Raw genomic sequence first — 17,350 nt, forward strand, 5'->3', positions numbered from 1 at the left:
TCTCTTAAGCAAGCTGTGCTTCGATGACGGCCACTGCCTTCTCGAATGCCTGCGGCAGGGCTTCTGCCTTCTTGCCGCCAGCCTGTGCCATGTCCGGACGTCCGCCGCCGCCGCCACCGACGACTGCTGCGGCTTCCTTGATGATCTTGCCGGCATGGATGCCGCGCTTCACGGCATCCTTCGATGCCTTGACGACGAGGTTGACCTTGCCATCGTTGGCGCAGCCGAGCACGACGACGCCGCTCTCGATCTTGCTGAGCGTGAGGTCGGCGACTTCGCGCAGGGAGTCCATGTTCTCGACGTTGGCCTTGCCCGTGACGACGGAGATGCCGTTGACTTCCTTGACGCCAGCGATGAGCTGCTGAGCATCGGCCTTCTCCTGCATCGCCGCGACATCAGCGAGCTTGCCGGCCATCTCCTTGTTCTCGGCCTGCAGCTTCTCGACAGCTGCGGGGACATCGTCCTCGTTCGCCTTGAGCAGGGATGCTGCCTTCTGCAGGACAGCGAACTTCTCGTTCGCGTAGTCGAGCGCAGCCTTGCCCGTGATAGCCTCGATGCGGCGCACGCCCGAGGCGATGCCCGTCTCGCCGACGATCTTGAACATGCCGATCTGGCCGACATTCTTGACGTGCGAGCCAGCGCAGAGCTCCATCGAGAAGCCCGGCACGCGGACGACGCGCACGACGTCACCGTACTTCTCCGAGAAGAGCGCCATCGCGCCGGCCTTCTTGGCCTCCTCGAGGCTCATGTGCGAGATCTCGACATCCTGGCCCTTGAGGATGACCTTGTTGACGAGCTCCTCGACATCCGCGAGCTGCTGCGGCGTGACCGGCTCGAAGTTCGTGAAGTCGAAGCGCAGGCGGTCCGGCGTGACGGAAGAACCGGCCTGGTTGACCTGGTCGCCGACAACCTGCTTGAGAGCTGCCTGCAGGAGATGCGTTGCCGTGTGGTTGCGCGCCGAAGCGAGCTTCTTCTCCTGGTCGACCTCGATCTTGACCGTCTCGCCGACCTTGAGCTGGCCTTCCTCTACGTACGAGACATGGTAGACCGTGCCGTCCGGCAGCTTCTTGGCGTTCGTGGCCTTGATGCGGCCGAACTCGCCGAGCAGCATGCCTTCGTCGCCGACCTGTCCGCCACCCTCTGCGTAGAACGGGGTCTTGTCAAGGATGATGCCGGCCTCTTCGCCGTCCGTGATCTCATCGACGAGCTTGCCGTCCTTCCAGATGGCGACGACCTTGGCCTCTTTGGCCTCCGGGTCAACCGTCAGTTTCGATACGTCGATGCCCGAGAGATCCGGCACAGCGACGCGCTGGTTCTCGGCGCGGGCATTTCTCGCGCGCTCGCGCTGCTCGTTCATGGCCTTGTCGAAGCCCTCTTTGTCGAGGTCGAGGCCGTTCTCGTGCAGGATCTCCTCGGTGAGCTCCCACGGGAAGCCGAACGTGTCGTAGAGGCGGAAGCCGACTTCACCCGGCAGCTCCTCCTTGCCGTCAGCTTTCAGTGCCTTGATCTCCTCGTCGAGCAGGTCCATGCCCTGGTTGAGCGTCGCAGCGAAGCGGTCTTCCTCGATGCTGATGACTTTCTTGATGTAGTCGTGCTTGGCGACGAGCTCGCCAAAGTCGCTGGCATCGCGATAGATTTCAACGACGGCGTCAACAGCGCCCTCGAGGAACTTGCCCTTGATGCCGAGCATGCGGCCGTGGCGGATGGCGCGGCGCAGGATGCGGCGCAGCACATAGCCGCGGCCCTCATTCGACGGCAGGATGCCGTCCATGATCATGACAGCCATGGAGCGCGCGTGGTCGGCGATGACCTTCAGCGAGATGTCCGTCTTCTCGTCCTTGCCGTACTCGACGCCTGCGACCTTGGCCGCGTACTCGATGATCGGGTAGAGAAGATCCGTCTCGAAGTTCGTCTTCTTGTTCTGCACGACGGACGCAAGGCGCTCGAGGCCGCAGCCCGTATCGATGTTCTTATGGGCGAGATTCTTGTAGGAGCCGTCCTCCTGGCGGTCGTACTGCGTGAAGACGAGGTTCCAGATCTCGAGGTAGCGGTCGCAGTCGCAGCCGACGGCGCAGGTCGGCGAGCCGCAGCCGCGCTCCTCACCGAGGTCGATGTAGATCTCGGAGTCCGGGCCGCACGGGCCAGGGCCGATTTCCCAGAAGTTGTCCTCCATCTTGACGATGTGGTCCTGCGGGAAGCCCGGCTGGGACTTCCAGATCTCGATGGCTTCCGTGTCGTCCGGATAGACCGTGACCCAGAGCTTGTCTTTCGGCAGCTCGATGACTTCCGTCAGGAATTCCCAAGCCCAGGGAATGGCCTCGCCCTTGAAATAATCGCCGAACGAGAAATTGCCGAGCATCTCGAAGAACGTCTGATGGCGCGCCGTGCGGCCGACATTCTCGATGTCGCCCGTGCGGACGCAGCGCTGGCTCGTCGTCACGCGCGTGCGGGGCGGCTTCATCTTGCCCGTGAAGAAAGGCTTCAGCGGAGCCATGCCGGCGCCGATCAGCAACAGGGTCGGATCGTCCTGCGGGATCAGCGAGAAGCTCGGCAGACGCAGATGACCTTTCTTTTCCGAAAAGAACTGCAGATAAGCTTCACGCAGTTCGTTACCACTCATGTACTTCAAAAAAATCTACCCCCATAAGAGAAATCCTGATGATTATCTCTGGTATTACGCATGGAATTTACTGGAAATTACATAACCATTCTCAAGTATACCACAAGCATCCTGTGCTTTTCCAGTCTGTTGACCATTTTTCAGCCGATTTCGTGAAAGTTTTCGTCAGCTGTCACTGCACTCGGCCAGCACGGCAGCGGCCTGCTCAGAGTTCATGAGAATCTCGCGCGGCTTACTGCCGATGTTCGGCCCGACGATGCTGAGGTCCTCCATCTCGTCGATGAGGCGCGCAGCGCGCGTGTAGCCGACGCGGAAGCGGCGCTGAAGAGACGAGGCCGATGCCTGGCCCGTCGACATGACGAGGTTGACGGCATCCGGCAAGAGTTCGTCGTACTTCGAGGCGCGGCGCCCCTTGCTCTCATCCTTCTCCTCGTCCTCTTTCATGGCGTTTTCCGTGAACGTGATGATCTCCTCATTGGCTTCCATCTCCTGGCCCTGGCTGCGGATGAAGTCGAGGAGGTGCTCGACTTCTTCATCGCTGATAAAGGCGCCCTGCACGCGCATGGGCTTCGCCGCGCCGACCGGATAGAAGAGCATGTCGCCGCGCCCGAGGAGCTTCTCGGCGCCGCTGCGGTCGAGGATGGTGCGCGAGTCAATCTGGCTCGAGACGGCAAACGAGATACGCGACGGGATGTTGGCCTTGATGATGCCTGTGATGACGTCGACAGACGGGCGCTGCGTCGCGAGCACCATGTGGATGCCGGCAGCGCGGGCCTTCTGCGCGAGGCGGCAGATGGCATCTTCGACGTCGTGCGGTGCGACCATCATGAGGTCGGCCAGCTCGTCGATGATGATGACGATGGCCGGCATCTTGTCCTCGGGGAACTTTGTGTTGTAGGTCTCCATGTTGCGGACGTTGTGCTCGGCAAACTTCGCGTAGCGCTTCTCCATCTCCTGCACCGACCAGTTGAGCACGGAAGCTGCCTTCTTGGCCTCCGTGACGACGGGGACCATGAGGTGCGGGATGCCGTTGTAGTTGGAGAGCTCGACCATCTTCGGGTCGACGAGGATGAACTTGACCTCCTCTGGCTTCGCCTTGAAGAGGATGCTCGTAATGAGCGTGTTGATGCAGACAGACTTACCGGAGCCCGTGGCACCGGCGACGAGCAGGTGCGGCATCTTCGCGAGGTCCGCGAAGATCGCCTGGCCGCCGATGTCCATGCCAAGGCCGACCGTCAGCTTTGACTTTGCCTTGAGGAACTTCTCGTTCTCGAGGACTTCTCGCAGCTGCACGCCCTCGAGCTCTTTGTTCGGCACCTCGATGCCGATGGCTGCCTTGCCGGGAATCGGCTCGATGCGCACCGATGTCGCGGCGAGGCTCAGCGCGAGATCGTCGGCGAGGTTCGTGATCTTGCTGACCTTGACGCCCGGTGCCGGCTCGAGCTCATAGCGCGTGACGGCCGGGCCGTGGCAGGCGTTGATGATCTTTGCCTTGACGTGGAAGTCCTCGAGCGTCTTCTGCAAGATGTGAGCCTTGTCGGCAATTTCCATCTCGAGCGCAGCGTTGTGCTTCTTCGCGTGCTTCGAGAGGATCTCCGTGACCTGCGGCAGCACGTAGGGGCGCGGCGGCGCAGCGGGTGCTGCTGTCTCAGGCGAGCTGGCAGTAGCGCCCTGCGAGGCACTGCCCTGCCTGCTCTCCATGCTCCTGGCCGAGCCGTCGAGCAATGCCGCTGCCGGCATGATCGGCGCGATCTCGTCGTACGAGGGCATGGCCGTCGGCTTCTTCTTCATCGGGCTCGGCGAAGGCGGCACGACAGGCTCCGTCTTGGGCACAGTGAAAGGAGCTGCTGGCTCCGGGACAAACTGCGCTGGCTCGCCCAGAGGCTCTGACGGAGCGGAAGGGGCTTCTGGAGGTGCCGCAGGGCTCGTTTCTCTGCCGATGGGTCCCTCGACGAAGGGACTTCCCTCGCGCAGGCTCGACGGCGGCGCGGCCATGCCGATTGGCTCGATGGAGTCCGGCAAGCCCATCGGGCGCTCCTCTGCGGGCGCTGCCGCTTCTTCATGCGCGGCGCCGTACTCAATCGTGAAGTCCGGCATGGCACTTTCCACATTGCCTGTATCGCCTTTCGCCTCCGCAGTCTCGGCCGCCATACGAGGCTCTGCTGCAGCAGCCGTCTCTTCGGGTGCATCGGCAAAGCGCTTATCCGCCGCCTGGTTGTAGAAGCTCGCCTTGCTGACCCTGCTGACCTTCTCGCGCACGGCCTCGACGACGTGCTCTTCGACACGGCCGCTGACTTCGGCGACCTTGCCGCAGGTCGACTGGATGGCCGAGCCTGCGGCAGCTGCGCCCTGCTTCGCCTTTTCCTGCGTCTTGAGGAGGCCTGTCGCGAGCGACCAGGTCGTCGAGAGCAAGACGGAGCCGACTGTGCCGACACCGAGAATGATGATGGAGCCGTCGACGCCGAAGCACTTGCGCAGCGCGAGCAGCAGGCCACCACCCAAGAGCCCGCCGCCCGTCGGCAGGCTCTGCGGCAGGATCTCCTCGCCGACCGGTACCTTGAAGTGGTGCCAGATGGCGAGCGCGGAGATGAAGAGCGCGAGCAGGCCGAAGAAACGCGGTGAATAGCGCGGCGCGTGGTGTTTCGTCATGTAAGTCCAGGCGATCAAGAGTACCAGGACGGCGATGAGGATGGAGCCCACACCGAAGAAGTAGCGCAGGAACTTCGCGAAGTAGACGCCGACGAAGCCCACGTTGAGGCCGCAGATACCGCAGATTGAGATGAGGCCAGCTGCCAAGAGCGCCAACCCGAAGAGCTCAGAGCGTCTGCCGGTGTGCGCGCGCATCACGCGGTGGCCTGTCTTTGTCGCCTTGCGCACCGGCTTGCGGCGCGCCCGCGTGCGGCTCGTAGTCTTTTTCAAAAGTCTCCCCCCTGTATCGATTATCGATGACAAGATTACGAAAGCAAGGCTGTCGCGCGAAGCGGCAGCCCTGCTGTAGATTCACTGTAAGTTGCGGCTCTGAGTCTCTCACTTCGTCAGGCGCTCTGCGCACTTCTGCGCCTCGTAGAAGATGCGCTCCTTGTCGAGCGTCAGGAGTTCGCCGTCTTCCATGAGGACCCTGCCGTCGACGAGCACCGTCGAGGCGGAGTCGGCGTGTGCCGAGTAGACGAGCTGCGACGCGAGGTCGTTGCGCGGATACCAGGCAGCGCCTGCCATGTCGAAGAGCGTGATGTCGGCCTTGCAGCCAACTTCGAGCTTGCCGACACCCGTGAGGCCGACGGCCTTGGCGCCGTACTCCGTGCCCATCTTGAGCGCCGTGCGCGCCGGGACAGCCAGCGGGTCGAGCGTGCTGACCTTGTGGAGCATCGCCGCGAGGTTAATCTCCTCGAGCATGTCGAGGTTGTTGTTCGACGAGGCGCCGTCCGTGCCGAGTGCGACGCAGACACCCTCCTTGAGGAGGCGCGGCACCGGCGCGATGCCGCTCGCGAGCTTCATGTTGCTGCCCGGATTGTGGGCGACGCGGATGGCGTGCTTCTTGATGATGGCGATGTCCTCGTCATCGAGGTGGACGCAGTGCGCCGCGAGCGTGCCCTTGCCGTCGAACAGGCCCGTCTCCTCGACGTAGCGGAACGGGCGCTTGCCGTATTCCTTCACGATCTGCTCGACCTCAGCCTTCGTCTCCGCCATGTGGATGTGGATCTCCGCACCGAGCGACTGCGCCGTGCTTGCAACCTTTTTGAGGAAGTCCGGCGGGCAGGTATACGGTGCGTGCGGGCCGAACATGACCGTGATGCGGCCGTCCGCTGCGCCGTTGAAATCCTTGTAGAGCGAGACGTTCTCCTCGATCTTGGCATCGCCGTCCGGCGCGACGCCGATGATGCCGCGCGAGAGCACGGCGCGCAGGCCCGCATCGTTTGCGGCCTTGGCGACCTTCTCCATGTACGGCCCGTACATGTCGGCAAACGTCGTCGTGCCGCCCTCGATCATCTCGACGGCAGCGAGCATCGCGCCCCAGTAGATGTCTTCTTCCTGCATCTTCGCCTCAGCCGGCCAGATCATGTTGTTGAGCCAGTCCATGAGGTTCATGTCATCCGCATAGCTGCGGAAGAGCGTCATCGAGGCGTGCGTGTGTGCGTTGATGAAGCCCGGCACGGCGAACTTGCCCGTACCGTCGATGACCTTTGCCGCGCGGAAGCCGTCCGGCACCTCGCCGATGGCGGCGATCTTATCGCGGTCGATCATGATATTCGTCAAAGGCGTCGTGCCGTCCGGCAGCAGCGCGCGTACATTCTTGATGAGTGTCTTCATATATCCTCCTCAGGCCATGTTCAGATATGCCTTCTGCTCCGGCGTCAGCGCATCGATGGCGATGCCCGATGCCTTGAGCTTGATCTCGGCAATCTTCGTGTTGATCTCTTCCGGCATGAGATGGACGCCCTTTGCCATCTCCTTGCCGTGGTGCAGGAGATGCAGCGCCGAGAAGAACTGCACGCCGAACGAGAGGTCCATGATCTCTGCCGGATGGCCATCGCCAGCGGCGAGGTTGACGAGGCGGCCCTCTGCGAGCAGGTAGATCTTGCGGCCGTCTTTCAGCTTGAACTCCTCGATGTTCTTGCGGACCGGGCGACGCGAGACGGAGAGCGACTCGAGCTCCGGAATGTTGATCTCGACGTCGAAGTGGCCGGAGTTCGCGAGGATGGCGCCATTTTTCATGACCTCGAAGTGCTGCTTGCGGATGACATCCTTGTCGCCCGTCAGCGTCAGGAAGATATCGCCGATTTTGGCGGCCTCATCCATCGGCATGACGCGGAAGCCGTCGAACACCGCTTCGATGGCCTTTATCGGGTCGACTTCCGTGACGATGACATTGGCGCCGAGGCCGCGCGCACGCATGGCACCGCCCTTGCCGCACCATCCGTAGCCGGCGATGACGACATTCTTGCCCGCTATGGCGACATTCGTCGTGCGCATGATGCCGTCCCAGGTCGACTGGCCCGTGCCGTAGCGGTTGTCGAAGAGGTACTTGCAGTACGCATCGTTGGCAGCGATCATCGGGAACTCGAGCTTGCCCTCATTGGCGAGTGCGCGCAGGCGATGGACGCCCGTCGTCGTCTCCTCCGAGCCGCCGACGATGCCCGAGAGCAGCTCGCGACGCTTCGTGTGCAGCATGTGCACGAGGTCGCCGCCGTCATCGATGACGAAGTCCGGCTTGATGTCGAGCGCCTTGTTGATGAAGGTGTCGTACTCCTCCGGCGTGCAATCATGCCAGGCAAAGACGTGCAGGCCGTCCTCGACGAGCGCTGCGGCCACATCGTCCTGCGTCGACAGCGGGTTGCTGCCCGTGATGGCGACCTCCGCACCGGCATGGTGGAAGATCTCCGCCATGTAGGCCGTCTTGGCCTCGAGGTGCAGCGTGATGACCATCTTCTTGCCCGCAAACGGCTTCGAGACGGAGAATTCTTTATCAACAGCTACCATGACCGGCATGAAGTTCTTGACCCAGTTGATCTTATCGTGGCCCGACGGAGCCAGCTTGATATCGCGAATCATTGATTCCATGAATATTGCCTCCCGTAACAAATCTATTCTATATTCTATCACAAGTAGATGATGAAAAAAAGACAGAGCTCAGCGGTCCAGGAGCTTCTCGATGGCGATGTAATCCGTGAGGTCGACCATCAGCGGCGTCACAGCGATGTAGCCCTGCTCGACGGCGTAGATGTCCGTCGGCTCGCTCTTGTCGGTATCGAAGATCTCGCCGGCAACCGTGTAGAAGATGCGCCCGTCCTCGCGCTCCTGCCTAAGGAAGGCGTTCTTATAGTCGCGCTTGCCCTGGCGGCCAAAGACGACCTGCGGGCGGCCGTCCTCGCCGAGCGCATAGGCGCGCGGGAAATTGACGTTCCAAAAGATTGGGCGCGGCTCATCGGCAGACGGCCGGGCCGCCATGACGCGCTCCAGCAGCAGCGCAAATTCCTCTGCCGCCTCACCGTACGAGATGGTGCTGTCCACATCGAGCGATACCGCAAACGAAGAGATGTCGTGCAGCATGCCCTCCATCGCCGCGCCGACCGTGCCCGAATAGAGGATATCCGTCGCGAGGTTCGCGCCGTGATTGATGCCCGAGACGACGACATCCGGCTTCTCCTCCGCCAGAGCCTCGAGGTAGAGCTTGACGCTGTCCGTCGGCGTGCCGTCGACAGCCCACGCCTCGATGCCGTACTTTTCGGCGAGTGCCTCGCCGCGGATGAGCTCGAGCGGACGGCCGACGTTCAGTGCATGGGCCATGCCGCTCTGCTGGCGCGCCGGCGCCGAGACGACGACCGTGTGCTCGCGCGCACAGAATGCCTTGACGAGGGACTCGAGCCCCTTGGCCTGGATGCCGTCATCATTGGAGATCAGGATTCGCATGATGTCATTCCTTTCTGTTCTGTTGCTCTGTTGCAATCTCTATTGGCAGATACAAAAAAGGCTCCTTCTGCAAGGAGCCGTTATCTCAAAATGGTGACCCACCACGGAATCGAACCGTGAACCTACTGATTAAGAGTCAGTTGCTCTGCCAGTTGAGCTAGTGAGTCATGGTGACCCACCACGGAATCGAACCGTGAACCTACTGATTAAGAGTCAGTTGCTCTGCCAGTTGAGCTAGTGAGTCATCATCTTTCTTTTGTCTGTCAGTCGCTGTCGCAACCAACGAATATTATTATAGACGGGCGCTCCCGTTCTGTCAACACCTTTTTGCTGTTTTTTTTATTTTTTTTACTATTGCGCCGTTTCTCCCCCGCCGAAGAGCGACTGCAGCTTGAAGAAAGCCGTACCGAGGATGCCCGAGAGGATTGACGCCGAGAGGATGCTGATCTTCGCAAGGTCGAGCATCGCGCTGTCTGTGAAGGCCAGCGAGGCGATGAAGATGGACATCGTGAAGCCGATGCCGCCGAGCATGCCCGTCGCCGCGAGCTGGCTCTTCGTCGCATTACCCGGCAGCTGCAGGCCAAAGACCTTGCAGAGCACGAATACCGCGCCGAAGATGCCGATGGGCTTGCCGAGGCAGAGGCCCGCGAGGATGCCGAGGAAGATCGGCGAGGCCATGTCAAACGTCGCCAGAGAGATCGCGACGCCAGCGTTGGCCAAGGCGAAGATCGGCATGATGGCATAGGCCGACCACGGCTCGAGTGCGTGCTCGAGCTTGTGCAGGAGCGAGTTCTCCGGATCCGCCGCTGCCGGGATGGAGAGGCCGAGCAGCACGCCCGCAATCGTCGGGTGGATGCCCGCCTTCAGGAAGGCCAGCCAGGCGACGAAGCCGAGCGCCATGTAGGCCGGCAGGAAGCGCACGCGGAAACGGCCGAGCAGGAAAGCGGCAGCCACGGCCACGAGCCCCAGCAGCAAGGCCGATACAGTGAGGTCCGTGTTGTAGAACAGCGCGATGACGACGATGGCGCCGAGGTCATCGACGATGGCGAGTGCTGTCAGGAAGACGACGAGGCCGAGCGGTGCCTGGCGCGCGGCGATGGTCATGATGCCGAGCGCAAAGGCGATGTCGGTCGCCATCGGGATGCCCCAGCCGCCGAATGTCGGCAGCCCTAAGTTGATCGCCGCATAGATGGCGGCCGGCACGAGCATGCCGCCGAGTGCCGCGCCGACGGGCAGCAGCATCGCCGAATACGTGCGCAGCTCGCCGTAGAGGAACTCGCGCTTGATCTCAAGGCCGATGACAAAGAAGAACACCGCCATGAGGCCGTCGTTGATCCAGTGCAGCAGGCCCATCTCCAGCACGTACTCCCCCGCTCCGACAGCGATGGGATAATGCAGCAGATGCTCGTACGATTCGGCCAGCGGTGAATTCGCCACGATGAGTGCGAGGATGGCGCAGGCGAGCAGGATGACACCGCTGCTCGCCTCCCAGCGCAGGAATGCCAAGAACGGCTCCGCGATTGCCTGCATGGATTTGATTGTCTCTTTCATAATTCCATCACTTCCTTTTCTTTCCCAAATGATCGATCGCAACAAAGGCCTGCGCCAACGCGCAAACCCCTTATTTTTACTCTACCATAAAAATCTGAGAAAGAAAAGGAACTGCATCACAAAAGCATCACGAAAGATCGTGATGCTTTTGAAATCATGCTTTTGTCTTGCGCCCCAGCAGCTTGATCGGCAGCAGCAGGACGAAGTTGAAGACGAGGATCGTCAGGATCAGCAGTGCGCCGATGCCGTTGGCGATGGCCTCGCGGTCCGGCACGAGGCCCGTGCTCATGAGGTACCAGAGGTGAACCGCCAGCGTCTCGCCGCCCGCCATGACATCCGTGTCGAACATGTGACGCGATACCGTCGTGCCGGCCGTGAAGATCAGGATGGCCGTCTCGCCGAGTGCACGGCCCGCCGTCAGCGTGATGCCCGTGATGATGCCCGGCATCGCGCTCGGCAGCACGACCTTGAAGATCGTCTGGAGCTTCGTCGCGCCGAGCGCAAGGCTCGCTTCTTCATACGACCTCGGCACGGTGCGGATGGATTCCTCCGTCACGCGCACGAGCATCGGCAGATTCAGCAGGACGAGTGTCAGCGAGCCGCCGAGAATGGAAAAGCCCATGTTCATCATGTTGACGAAGACGATCATGCCGAACAGGCCGAGTACGATGGACGGCACCGTCGCGAGGCTCTCGACGGAAAGGCGGATGCACTTCGTCAGCTTGTTCTCACGCGCGTACTCCGCGAGGTAGATGCCCGCGCCGAGCGCGATTGGAATGGAAATGGCCATCGAGAGGAAGAGCATGTAGAACGAGTTGAAAAGCTGTGAACCGACGCCGCCGCCAGCCATCATGTCGCTCGATTTGCCGAGAATGAAGTGCGGCGAGAGCACCGGCAATCCCTTGTAGAGGATGTAGCCGAGGAAAGCCGCAAGCAGGGCGAGGATGAAGAATCCCGTACACCAGAGGCCCGCCCGTGCCACCTGATTCTGTACTTTTGCATTCATGTGTTATACCCTCCTCGTGCCGAAACGGCGGATGACAAGAATCATGGCCAGCGACAGGATGAGCAGCACGAAAGCCATGAGGAAGAGCGCATTGCCCCAGACCGAGCCGAACGGCGTATTGCCCATCTCGACGACGATGTCACTCGTCAGCGTTGCCGTCGGAGAGAACAGCGAGGTGATGAGCTGCGGCGTGTTGCCGATGAGCATCTGCACGGCCATCGTCTCGCCGACGGCGCGCGCCATCGCGAGCACGACAGCCGTCAGGATGCCAGGCGCTGCAGCGGGCACGATGACGTGGACCATCGTCTGCCACCACGTCGCGCCGAGCGCGAGGCTCGCCTCCTCCAGCGGCTTCGGCACAGCATTGAGCGCATCCGTGCTGATGGAGAGGATTGTCGGCATGATCATGATGGCGAGCACGAGCGACGCCGCGAGCACGCCGAAGCCCGTCGTCGTGCCGAACGCATCGCGCATGTACGGCACGAGCAGCATCAGGCCGATGTAGCCGTAGACGACCGAAGGGATGGCGACGTAGAGATCCGTCGCCGGGCGCATGATGTTCTTGAGCCAGGCCGGAGCGACCTTCGCGAGGAAGATGGCGCCGAGCAGGCCTAGCGGCGCGCCGATGGCAACCGAAAGGAGTGTCGTCACCAGCGAGCCCACGATGAACGAGAGCGCGCCGAACTTGCCGAGCGACGGATCCCAGCTCGCACTGAAGAAGAACTCCAGCGGACTGACCGCTGCGAACGTCATGAGGCCCTGGCGACCGACGAAGAAGATGATGGAAAAGATGATGATGGTCATGAGAAAGGCAGCCGCAATGAAGAGATACCGCCCGCACTTGTCGTAGAATAGCCTGCGCTCATGACCTCCGCCTGACTGCTTGCCGTCAAGGCGGCCGATTGTTGCTGCCCGTTCCATAAAAAACCTCCTGTATAAACGTGATGCAGGACCTCCGTCCTGCATCATCCTTCCTGTTTACTTTCGCGAATTACTTCTTCATCTTGTTGACAGGGATGAAGCCGAGCTTCTCGACCTGCGTGTTCTGGAACTCATCGCTGAGGATGTAGTCGATGAATGCCTTGACCGCGCCAGTCGGCTCACCTTTCGTGTACATGTGGCCATAGCCATAGATCGGATACTTGCCGGCGATGATGTTCTCCGGAGAATACTCAACGCCATCGAACTTCAGGATCTTGACGGAATCATCGGCATACGGTGCATCGACATAGCCGATGGAGCCCGGCGTGCTGGCGATAGCGGCGCGAACTGCACCATTGGAATCCTGGATGACTGCGTTATCCGTGAAGGCTGCGCCCTTGAGGACGACATCGCTGATCGTCGCACGGGAACCCGAGGACTTTGCACGGTGGATCAGCGTGATCGGCTGGTCATCGCCGCCGACTTCCTTCCAGTTCGTGATCTTGCCCGTCAGGATGTCGATGACCTGCTGCTTCGTGATGTTGTCGACCTTGTTGTTCTTGTCGACGATGAAGACGAACGGCTCAACGACGACCTTGTGGTCGACGAGGCCCTTGTCCTTGTACTCATCCGGCAGGTTGACATCCGAGTTGCCGATCTGGACCGATCCCTCTGCGACCTGGTTCATACCCGTGAACGAACCGCCGCCTGCGATGTTGACCGTCACCTTATCGTACTTGTCCTGGAAGGCTTCCTGTGCCGGCTTCAAGAGCGGCAGGAGTGCCGTCGAGCCCGACGCTGAGATCTTGCCGGAGATTTCCTGTGCTGCGCTGCCAGAAGAGCTGGAAGCCTGCTGGCTGCCACCGCCGCAGCCCGCCAGCAGCACTGCCGCACTCGCGACAACAGCACCGACGGAAAGAAGTTTCTTCATCTTGTTGAACATATTATTTCCTCCCCAAATCACTTGCTGATTGGAACCCTGGAGCCCTTCGGCTCCCTTCATCGTTCTCCTATATCGTAGCAGAGAATACGGGAGGTTTTGTTGTCTTCATGTTACGCTTTTGTTAAATCCCAATGCCATCTGCGCAACAAAAAAGCCGCCCGAAGGCGGCTGGTCATCGACGCGTCAAGCATCATTCTCCTATCGAAGATGTCCTGTACTGCAATGCGGAAGTCACGGCTCCCATGCCGAGCGCTGTCTTGATGCCGATGCCGGCAAATGGCGCAAAGGACGCGAGCAAGGCCAGGATGCGCCTCATACTGTCAGTCCCGCCGAAGTGCAGGGCAAAGCGCCCCCGGAAGCCGGTGATGCGCTGGCGCTCTAGGGAAAAAGACGCCGTGTGCAGGTCGTAGCGCACGATGGGCGCATGATCGGCCAGCTTCGACGCCAGATCCTCTTCTTCCAGCGGGATCTCCGGACAGAATGCATTCCAGCGCTGCAAGAGGCTCTGCACGATGAGGCGCGATTCCGGAAAGATCGCGTACCGGCCATCCCGCTTGAAGCTCGTCGGCGTGAGACATGTCAGTTCCGCGCCGTGCGGAGCCTGTTCTGCGGTAAAGGCGGTATCCGCCAATTCCTCAAAGGAAGTCTGCTACTAAAAACATAGACAAAAATGTGCATGTCTTAGAAAAATTCCTTATTCATCGTGTATGCTTTTGCCCAGGGCAAGCCTGAGACTACTCACAAGTTCTTGTACACTCCAAAGGCGTTGGCCGTGTTCCTTGCCTCGCAAGGCAACGGCCTGTTCCCGACTAGCCATCGGTACATTTATCAAACGTGAAAACGTGAATCAGGTGATGCGATAGTTTTTCGTATCGCGCAGATTCAGCGCTGCATTCAAATCGCGATCTTCCGTGTATCCGCATGAGGGGCAGACGTAGACGCGGTCTTTGAGTTTCAGGCCGCTATGCACCTGCCCGCATGCGTGGCAGGTCTTGGAACTCGGGTAGAATCGGTCCGCGATGCGGAATTCAATCCCGATGACCTCTGCCTTGCGCCGCAGTTTCTCGCGGAGGGAATAAAAGCGCTGCTGCGCCACGACCTTCGAGAGATGGCGGTTCTTCATCATGCCGGTCACGTTGAGGTCTTCCACCGTGATGAAGCGTGGTTTTTGCTCCACCAGTGCGTGGATGACCCGATTCTCGTGATTGCGGCGGAGATTCGCCAGCCGCTGATGCAATCTCTGTACCGATAATCTCTTTTTCTCTATGTTTGCAGAGGCAGTAGCAGTACTACCACCTTTCTTTTTTCGCATCTCGTACTTGCGGCTGAGACGCCTCTGCTCTCTTCTCAGCCGCTTCTCAAGCCGTCTGGCCCGAGAAGACGTATTGATATTCTCAAAAATCCTGCCGTCGCTGACGATGGCAAGCGATTTGACACCGAGGTCCACACCGATGCCATCCGACTGCGGACGGTACGATGCTTCTAAATCATTGTTATAACGGCTCGTCTCCTCAATCTCGGCCGTGACCGAGACGTAGTAGCGGCCCGCTTCATAGGAGACATGCCCATTCTTGATGGTCACGCTCTGCGGTAGGTAGCCAAATTCTTTCAGGCGCACCTTGCCGATAGTCGGGATCTGAATCTTATGCCGCCAGATGGTCCAGTCCCCCTTGTTGTTCTTAGGGAAGTAGAGCTTCACATTCTGCTGGTTCTTCCGCTTGAAGCGTGGGAAATGCGCCTGTCCTTTGAAGAAGCGCCGGAACGCCTGCTCCGCATTGACGAGGACCTTCTTGCGCGCCTTGGAGCCGCACTGGTCGATCCAGGGAAATTTCTTCTTCAGTATATGGTTGACGTACTTGTCGAAGTCATTGGCGGTGACAAAACGGCGCTGTTTCTCATCGAGGACGCCGCGCTGATACAAGCGGTACAGCCAGATGTTGCGGGCGATGTACTGGTTCGCGAGAAAGCGGCAGATGCCGAGAGAACGGCGAACTTTATCCTTCTGCCGTTCGGTGAGACGGAGCTCTGTCTTGAATGCCTTCAGCAAGTTCCTCATCTCCTTCAATCTGCTTCTTGTACTTACGTAACCCATAAAGCCGACAAGAAAATACATGAAGTATACTGACGATATCCTGCATCAGCTCTTTCTGCGGAGACAGCTTCTCGTTCTTCACGACCACGATCTCCACGTTGAATTTCTTGCAGAACCGCTCAAACCAATCGAACCCGAATCGGACAAAACGATCGCGGTGTGACACGAGGATCATCCTGACCTGATTTTCCATGACAGCATCTAGGAGCTGATTCCATTTCTTACGGTTATAATTCAGACCACTGCCATAATCTCGGACGATGGTATCGACAATCAAGCCTTTGGCATTCGCGTATTGCTGGAGGAAATCCACCTGGTTCTCTAGATCATCTGTCTGCTTCCGGCTCGATACCCTGGCATATAGAACAATCTTACGCGAATCCGTATCTTTCTCGATGCCCTTGAATTGCAAGTACTGGTCGTAGGTATAATATCTTCGATTCGTGGGCGTCCTATTTGCAACCAATATCTTCTCACGATCCCAGCGTTGAAGAGTTTTGACCGTGACATTCAATAATGTGGCAAATTCTTTCGGTTTGTAATTCGTGATATTGGGTATGCGCATAGCCACATCCCTCCTCTATTTATAGAGTATCACAAATATACACATTTGTCTATATAATTAATAACTTAAGAAAACTCCTCCACACAGTCGATTTCCTTCATCTGGATCTCGTATCCCTTCTGCTGTAGATGCAGCATCTCGCCGCCCTCCGCCATGCCAAACAGCAGGGCGCTCTTCATCACATCGTCCAGCGTGCCGATGCGCCAGAGAGGGCCTCTCGCGCGGTCAAAGAAGACGCTCTGGCTGTACGGACGCACATTCTGCTGATGAAGCACTTCCGCAAGTTCCGGGTAGTGTCAAGATTCTTGGTAGTGTCAAGATTCTTTCGCAAATTCATTTCATCCGCCAGTAAATATCGGCATCAAATGTATGGATTTTCCTCGTCAGCTGGCTGCTCAATTTCCATCTTGAATAGATGTTCCATGTCCATATAGCGCTTCGAGCCCCATTCTGAGGCGGCAACATGGCGAAGTCTGGCACAGACGAGCATCAACGCACTGTTGCCGTCAGAAAATGCACCAATGGCCCTTGTACGGCGGCGTATCTCGCGATTCTCGACCGAGCATTCACGGCGTTTGTAGCGTTCGATGATGGCCGTCTCGAACTGGATGCCCTTGAGTTTGGGCACGCGCAGCTTGACTTCACCGGAAGTCGTGCCGAAATTCCGCTCGTAATGACCGGAACGGTAGCCCTTACGGTCTCCCGTCCGCTCATACTTGCCAGCACGGACAAGCTCGTCCGCCTCATGGTCGAGCAGGGCATTCAGTGTTTCTTCTACGCTGTCGCGTACAAGATCCTTTAAATTATTCTTTATAAGATCCTCGTTAAGTTGTATAATGTTACCAGACATGGTCTATTTTTTATGAAATTGAATTTGCGAAATATATTTTACCTTATCGAATATAGCACGTATACGACCGAAGATTGCTGAGATAATCCCTCTATTTAGCAGTACTAAACAACTAATCCCCATCCAGATTGGATGGGGATTAGTTTATTTTCACTAACCAGTTTGTTTAAATTTTACTTATCCGCCAAAAGCGCCTGCAGATTTTTTATTTCTTCCTGGGATAGCGTAATACCCTTGCCCATCTTTGCATATTCTGGCGCCCATTCGCGGATATCGAATTTAGGCTCACGGCCATTCCATGATACCAGGTTCAACTCTTTACGCCAGCCTTTGGCACTTTCGGATAAAACGCCGATATGTTGTGTGATTTCAAACTTGATTTCAGCCATCAGTC

General features: G+C 58.9%; 14 protein-coding genes, 2 tRNA genes and 1 pseudogene. All 17 read right to left on the reverse strand.

Going from position 1 to position 17,350, the window contains the following annotated elements; translation table 11 throughout:
• Positions 1-4 precede the first annotated feature (4 nt).
• On the reverse strand, positions 5-2,620 hold the full coding sequence (gene alaS, locus QDI87_RS02820; protein ID WP_278743362.1) for an alanine--tRNA ligase: 2,616 nt from the start codon (positions 2,618-2,620) through the stop codon (positions 5-7).
• 165 nt (positions 2,621-2,785) lie between these two features.
• Positions 2,786-5,539, reverse strand: a complete 2,754-nt coding sequence (locus QDI87_RS02825) for a DNA translocase FtsK 4TM domain-containing protein (RefSeq protein WP_423791159.1) — start codon at positions 5,537-5,539, stop codon at positions 2,786-2,788.
• Between the two features lie 108 nt (positions 5,540-5,647).
• A complete protein-coding gene (locus QDI87_RS02830) occupies positions 5,648-6,928 on the reverse strand; it encodes an amidohydrolase (RefSeq protein WP_036375015.1) in 1,281 nt (426 codons plus the stop codon).
• Positions 6,929-6,937: 9 nt separating this feature from the next.
• Positions 6,938-8,179 carry an adenosylhomocysteinase gene (locus QDI87_RS02835; protein ID WP_278742177.1) on the reverse strand — a complete coding sequence of 414 codons (1,242 nt, stop codon included), beginning with the start codon at positions 8,177-8,179 and terminating at the stop codon, positions 6,938-6,940.
• A 69-nt stretch (positions 8,180-8,248) separates the two neighbouring features.
• Positions 8,249-9,028 carry a 5'/3'-nucleotidase SurE gene (gene surE / locus QDI87_RS02840; RefSeq protein ID WP_036375022.1) on the reverse strand — a complete coding sequence of 260 codons (780 nt, stop codon included), beginning with the start codon at positions 9,026-9,028 and terminating at the stop codon, positions 8,249-8,251.
• Between the two features lie 91 nt (positions 9,029-9,119).
• Positions 9,120-9,195 (reverse strand) — tRNA-Lys (locus QDI87_RS02845).
• Between the two features lies 1 nt (position 9,196).
• A tRNA-Lys gene (locus QDI87_RS02850) sits at positions 9,197-9,272 on the reverse strand.
• A 107-nt stretch (positions 9,273-9,379) separates the two neighbouring features.
• Complete coding sequence (gene nhaA, locus QDI87_RS02855) at positions 9,380-10,579, reverse strand: Na+/H+ antiporter NhaA (RefSeq protein ID WP_278742178.1); 1,200 nt, start codon at positions 10,577-10,579, stop codon at positions 9,380-9,382.
• Between the two features lie 154 nt (positions 10,580-10,733).
• On the reverse strand, positions 10,734-11,585 hold the full coding sequence (pstA, locus tag QDI87_RS02860) for a phosphate ABC transporter permease PstA (protein WP_036375027.1): 852 nt from the start codon (positions 11,583-11,585) through the stop codon (positions 10,734-10,736).
• A gap of 3 nt (positions 11,586-11,588) precedes the next feature.
• Positions 11,589-12,506, reverse strand: coding sequence for a phosphate ABC transporter permease subunit PstC (pstC, locus tag QDI87_RS02865; RefSeq protein ID WP_036375030.1), 918 nt, complete (start codon positions 12,504-12,506; stop codon positions 11,589-11,591).
• A 70-nt stretch (positions 12,507-12,576) separates the two neighbouring features.
• Entirely contained in the window at positions 12,577-13,449 is an 873-nt protein-coding gene (locus QDI87_RS02870; RefSeq protein WP_036375033.1) for a phosphate ABC transporter substrate-binding protein, read from the reverse strand.
• Between the two features lie 190 nt (positions 13,450-13,639).
• The gene (gene cas6 / locus QDI87_RS02875) at positions 13,640-14,080 is read right to left on the reverse strand and encodes a CRISPR system precrRNA processing endoribonuclease RAMP protein Cas6 (protein ID WP_051652172.1); all 441 of its coding nucleotides are present in this window, start codon (positions 14,078-14,080) and stop codon (positions 13,640-13,642) included.
• Positions 14,081-14,296: 216 nt separating this feature from the next.
• Complete coding sequence (locus tag QDI87_RS02880; protein ID WP_081828399.1) at positions 14,297-15,505, reverse strand: RNA-guided endonuclease InsQ/TnpB family protein; 1,209 nt, start codon at positions 15,503-15,505, stop codon at positions 14,297-14,299.
• Positions 15,444-16,091: an IS607 family transposase gene (locus tag QDI87_RS02885; RefSeq protein ID WP_148485463.1), complete on the reverse strand. Its 648-nt coding sequence runs from the start codon at positions 16,089-16,091 to the stop codon at positions 15,444-15,446. The genes QDI87_RS02880 and QDI87_RS02885 overlap by 62 nt, the downstream gene beginning before the upstream one ends.
• Before the next feature lie 80 nt (positions 16,092-16,171).
• Complete coding sequence (locus tag QDI87_RS02890; RefSeq protein ID WP_036375039.1) at positions 16,172-16,381, reverse strand: hypothetical protein; 210 nt, start codon at positions 16,379-16,381, stop codon at positions 16,172-16,174.
• Between the two features lie 271 nt (positions 16,382-16,652).
• Positions 16,653-16,956: pseudogene (locus tag QDI87_RS02895) on the reverse strand (transposase); the annotation flags it as partial.
• A 173-nt stretch (positions 16,957-17,129) separates the two neighbouring features.
• Positions 17,130-17,345, reverse strand: coding sequence for a YdbC family protein (locus QDI87_RS02900; protein ID WP_055162981.1), 216 nt, complete (start codon positions 17,343-17,345; stop codon positions 17,130-17,132).
• Positions 17,346-17,350: the final 5 nt, after the last annotated feature.

The sequence above is a fragment of the Mitsuokella jalaludinii genome (genome assembly GCF_928722185.1).
GTDB lineage: Bacteria > Bacillota > Negativicutes > Selenomonadales > Selenomonadaceae > Mitsuokella > Mitsuokella jalaludinii.

Coding starts and splice junctions, on each gene's coding strand:
- alaS (WP_278743362.1), bottom strand. CDS start 2,620: ATGAGTGGTAACGAACTGCGTGAAGCTTATCTGCAGTTCTTTTCGGAA.
- QDI87_RS02830 (WP_036375015.1), bottom strand. CDS start 6,928: ATGAAGACACTCATCAAGAATGTACGCGCGCTGCTGCCGGACGGCACG.
- QDI87_RS02835 (WP_278742177.1), bottom strand. CDS start 8,179: ATGGAATCAATGATTCGCGATATCAAGCTGGCTCCGTCGGGCCACGAT.
- surE (WP_036375022.1), bottom strand. CDS start 9,028: ATGCGAATCCTGATCTCCAATGATGACGGCATCCAGGCCAAGGGGCTC.
- nhaA (WP_278742178.1), bottom strand. CDS start 10,579: ATGAAAGAGACAATCAAATCCATGCAGGCAATCGCGGAGCCGTTCTTG.
- pstA (WP_036375027.1), bottom strand. CDS start 11,585: ATGAATGCAAAAGTACAGAATCAGGTGGCACGGGCGGGCCTCTGGTGT.
- pstC (WP_036375030.1), bottom strand. CDS start 12,506: ATGGAACGGGCAGCAACAATCGGCCGCCTTGACGGCAAGCAGTCAGGC.
- QDI87_RS02870 (WP_036375033.1), bottom strand. CDS start 13,449: ATGTTCAACAAGATGAAGAAACTTCTTTCCGTCGGTGCTGTTGTCGCG.
- QDI87_RS02880 (WP_081828399.1), bottom strand. CDS start 15,505: ATGAGGAACTTGCTGAAGGCATTCAAGACAGAGCTCCGTCTCACCGAA.
- QDI87_RS02900 (WP_055162981.1), bottom strand. CDS start 17,345: ATGGCTGAAATCAAGTTTGAAATCACACAACATATCGGCGTTTTATCC.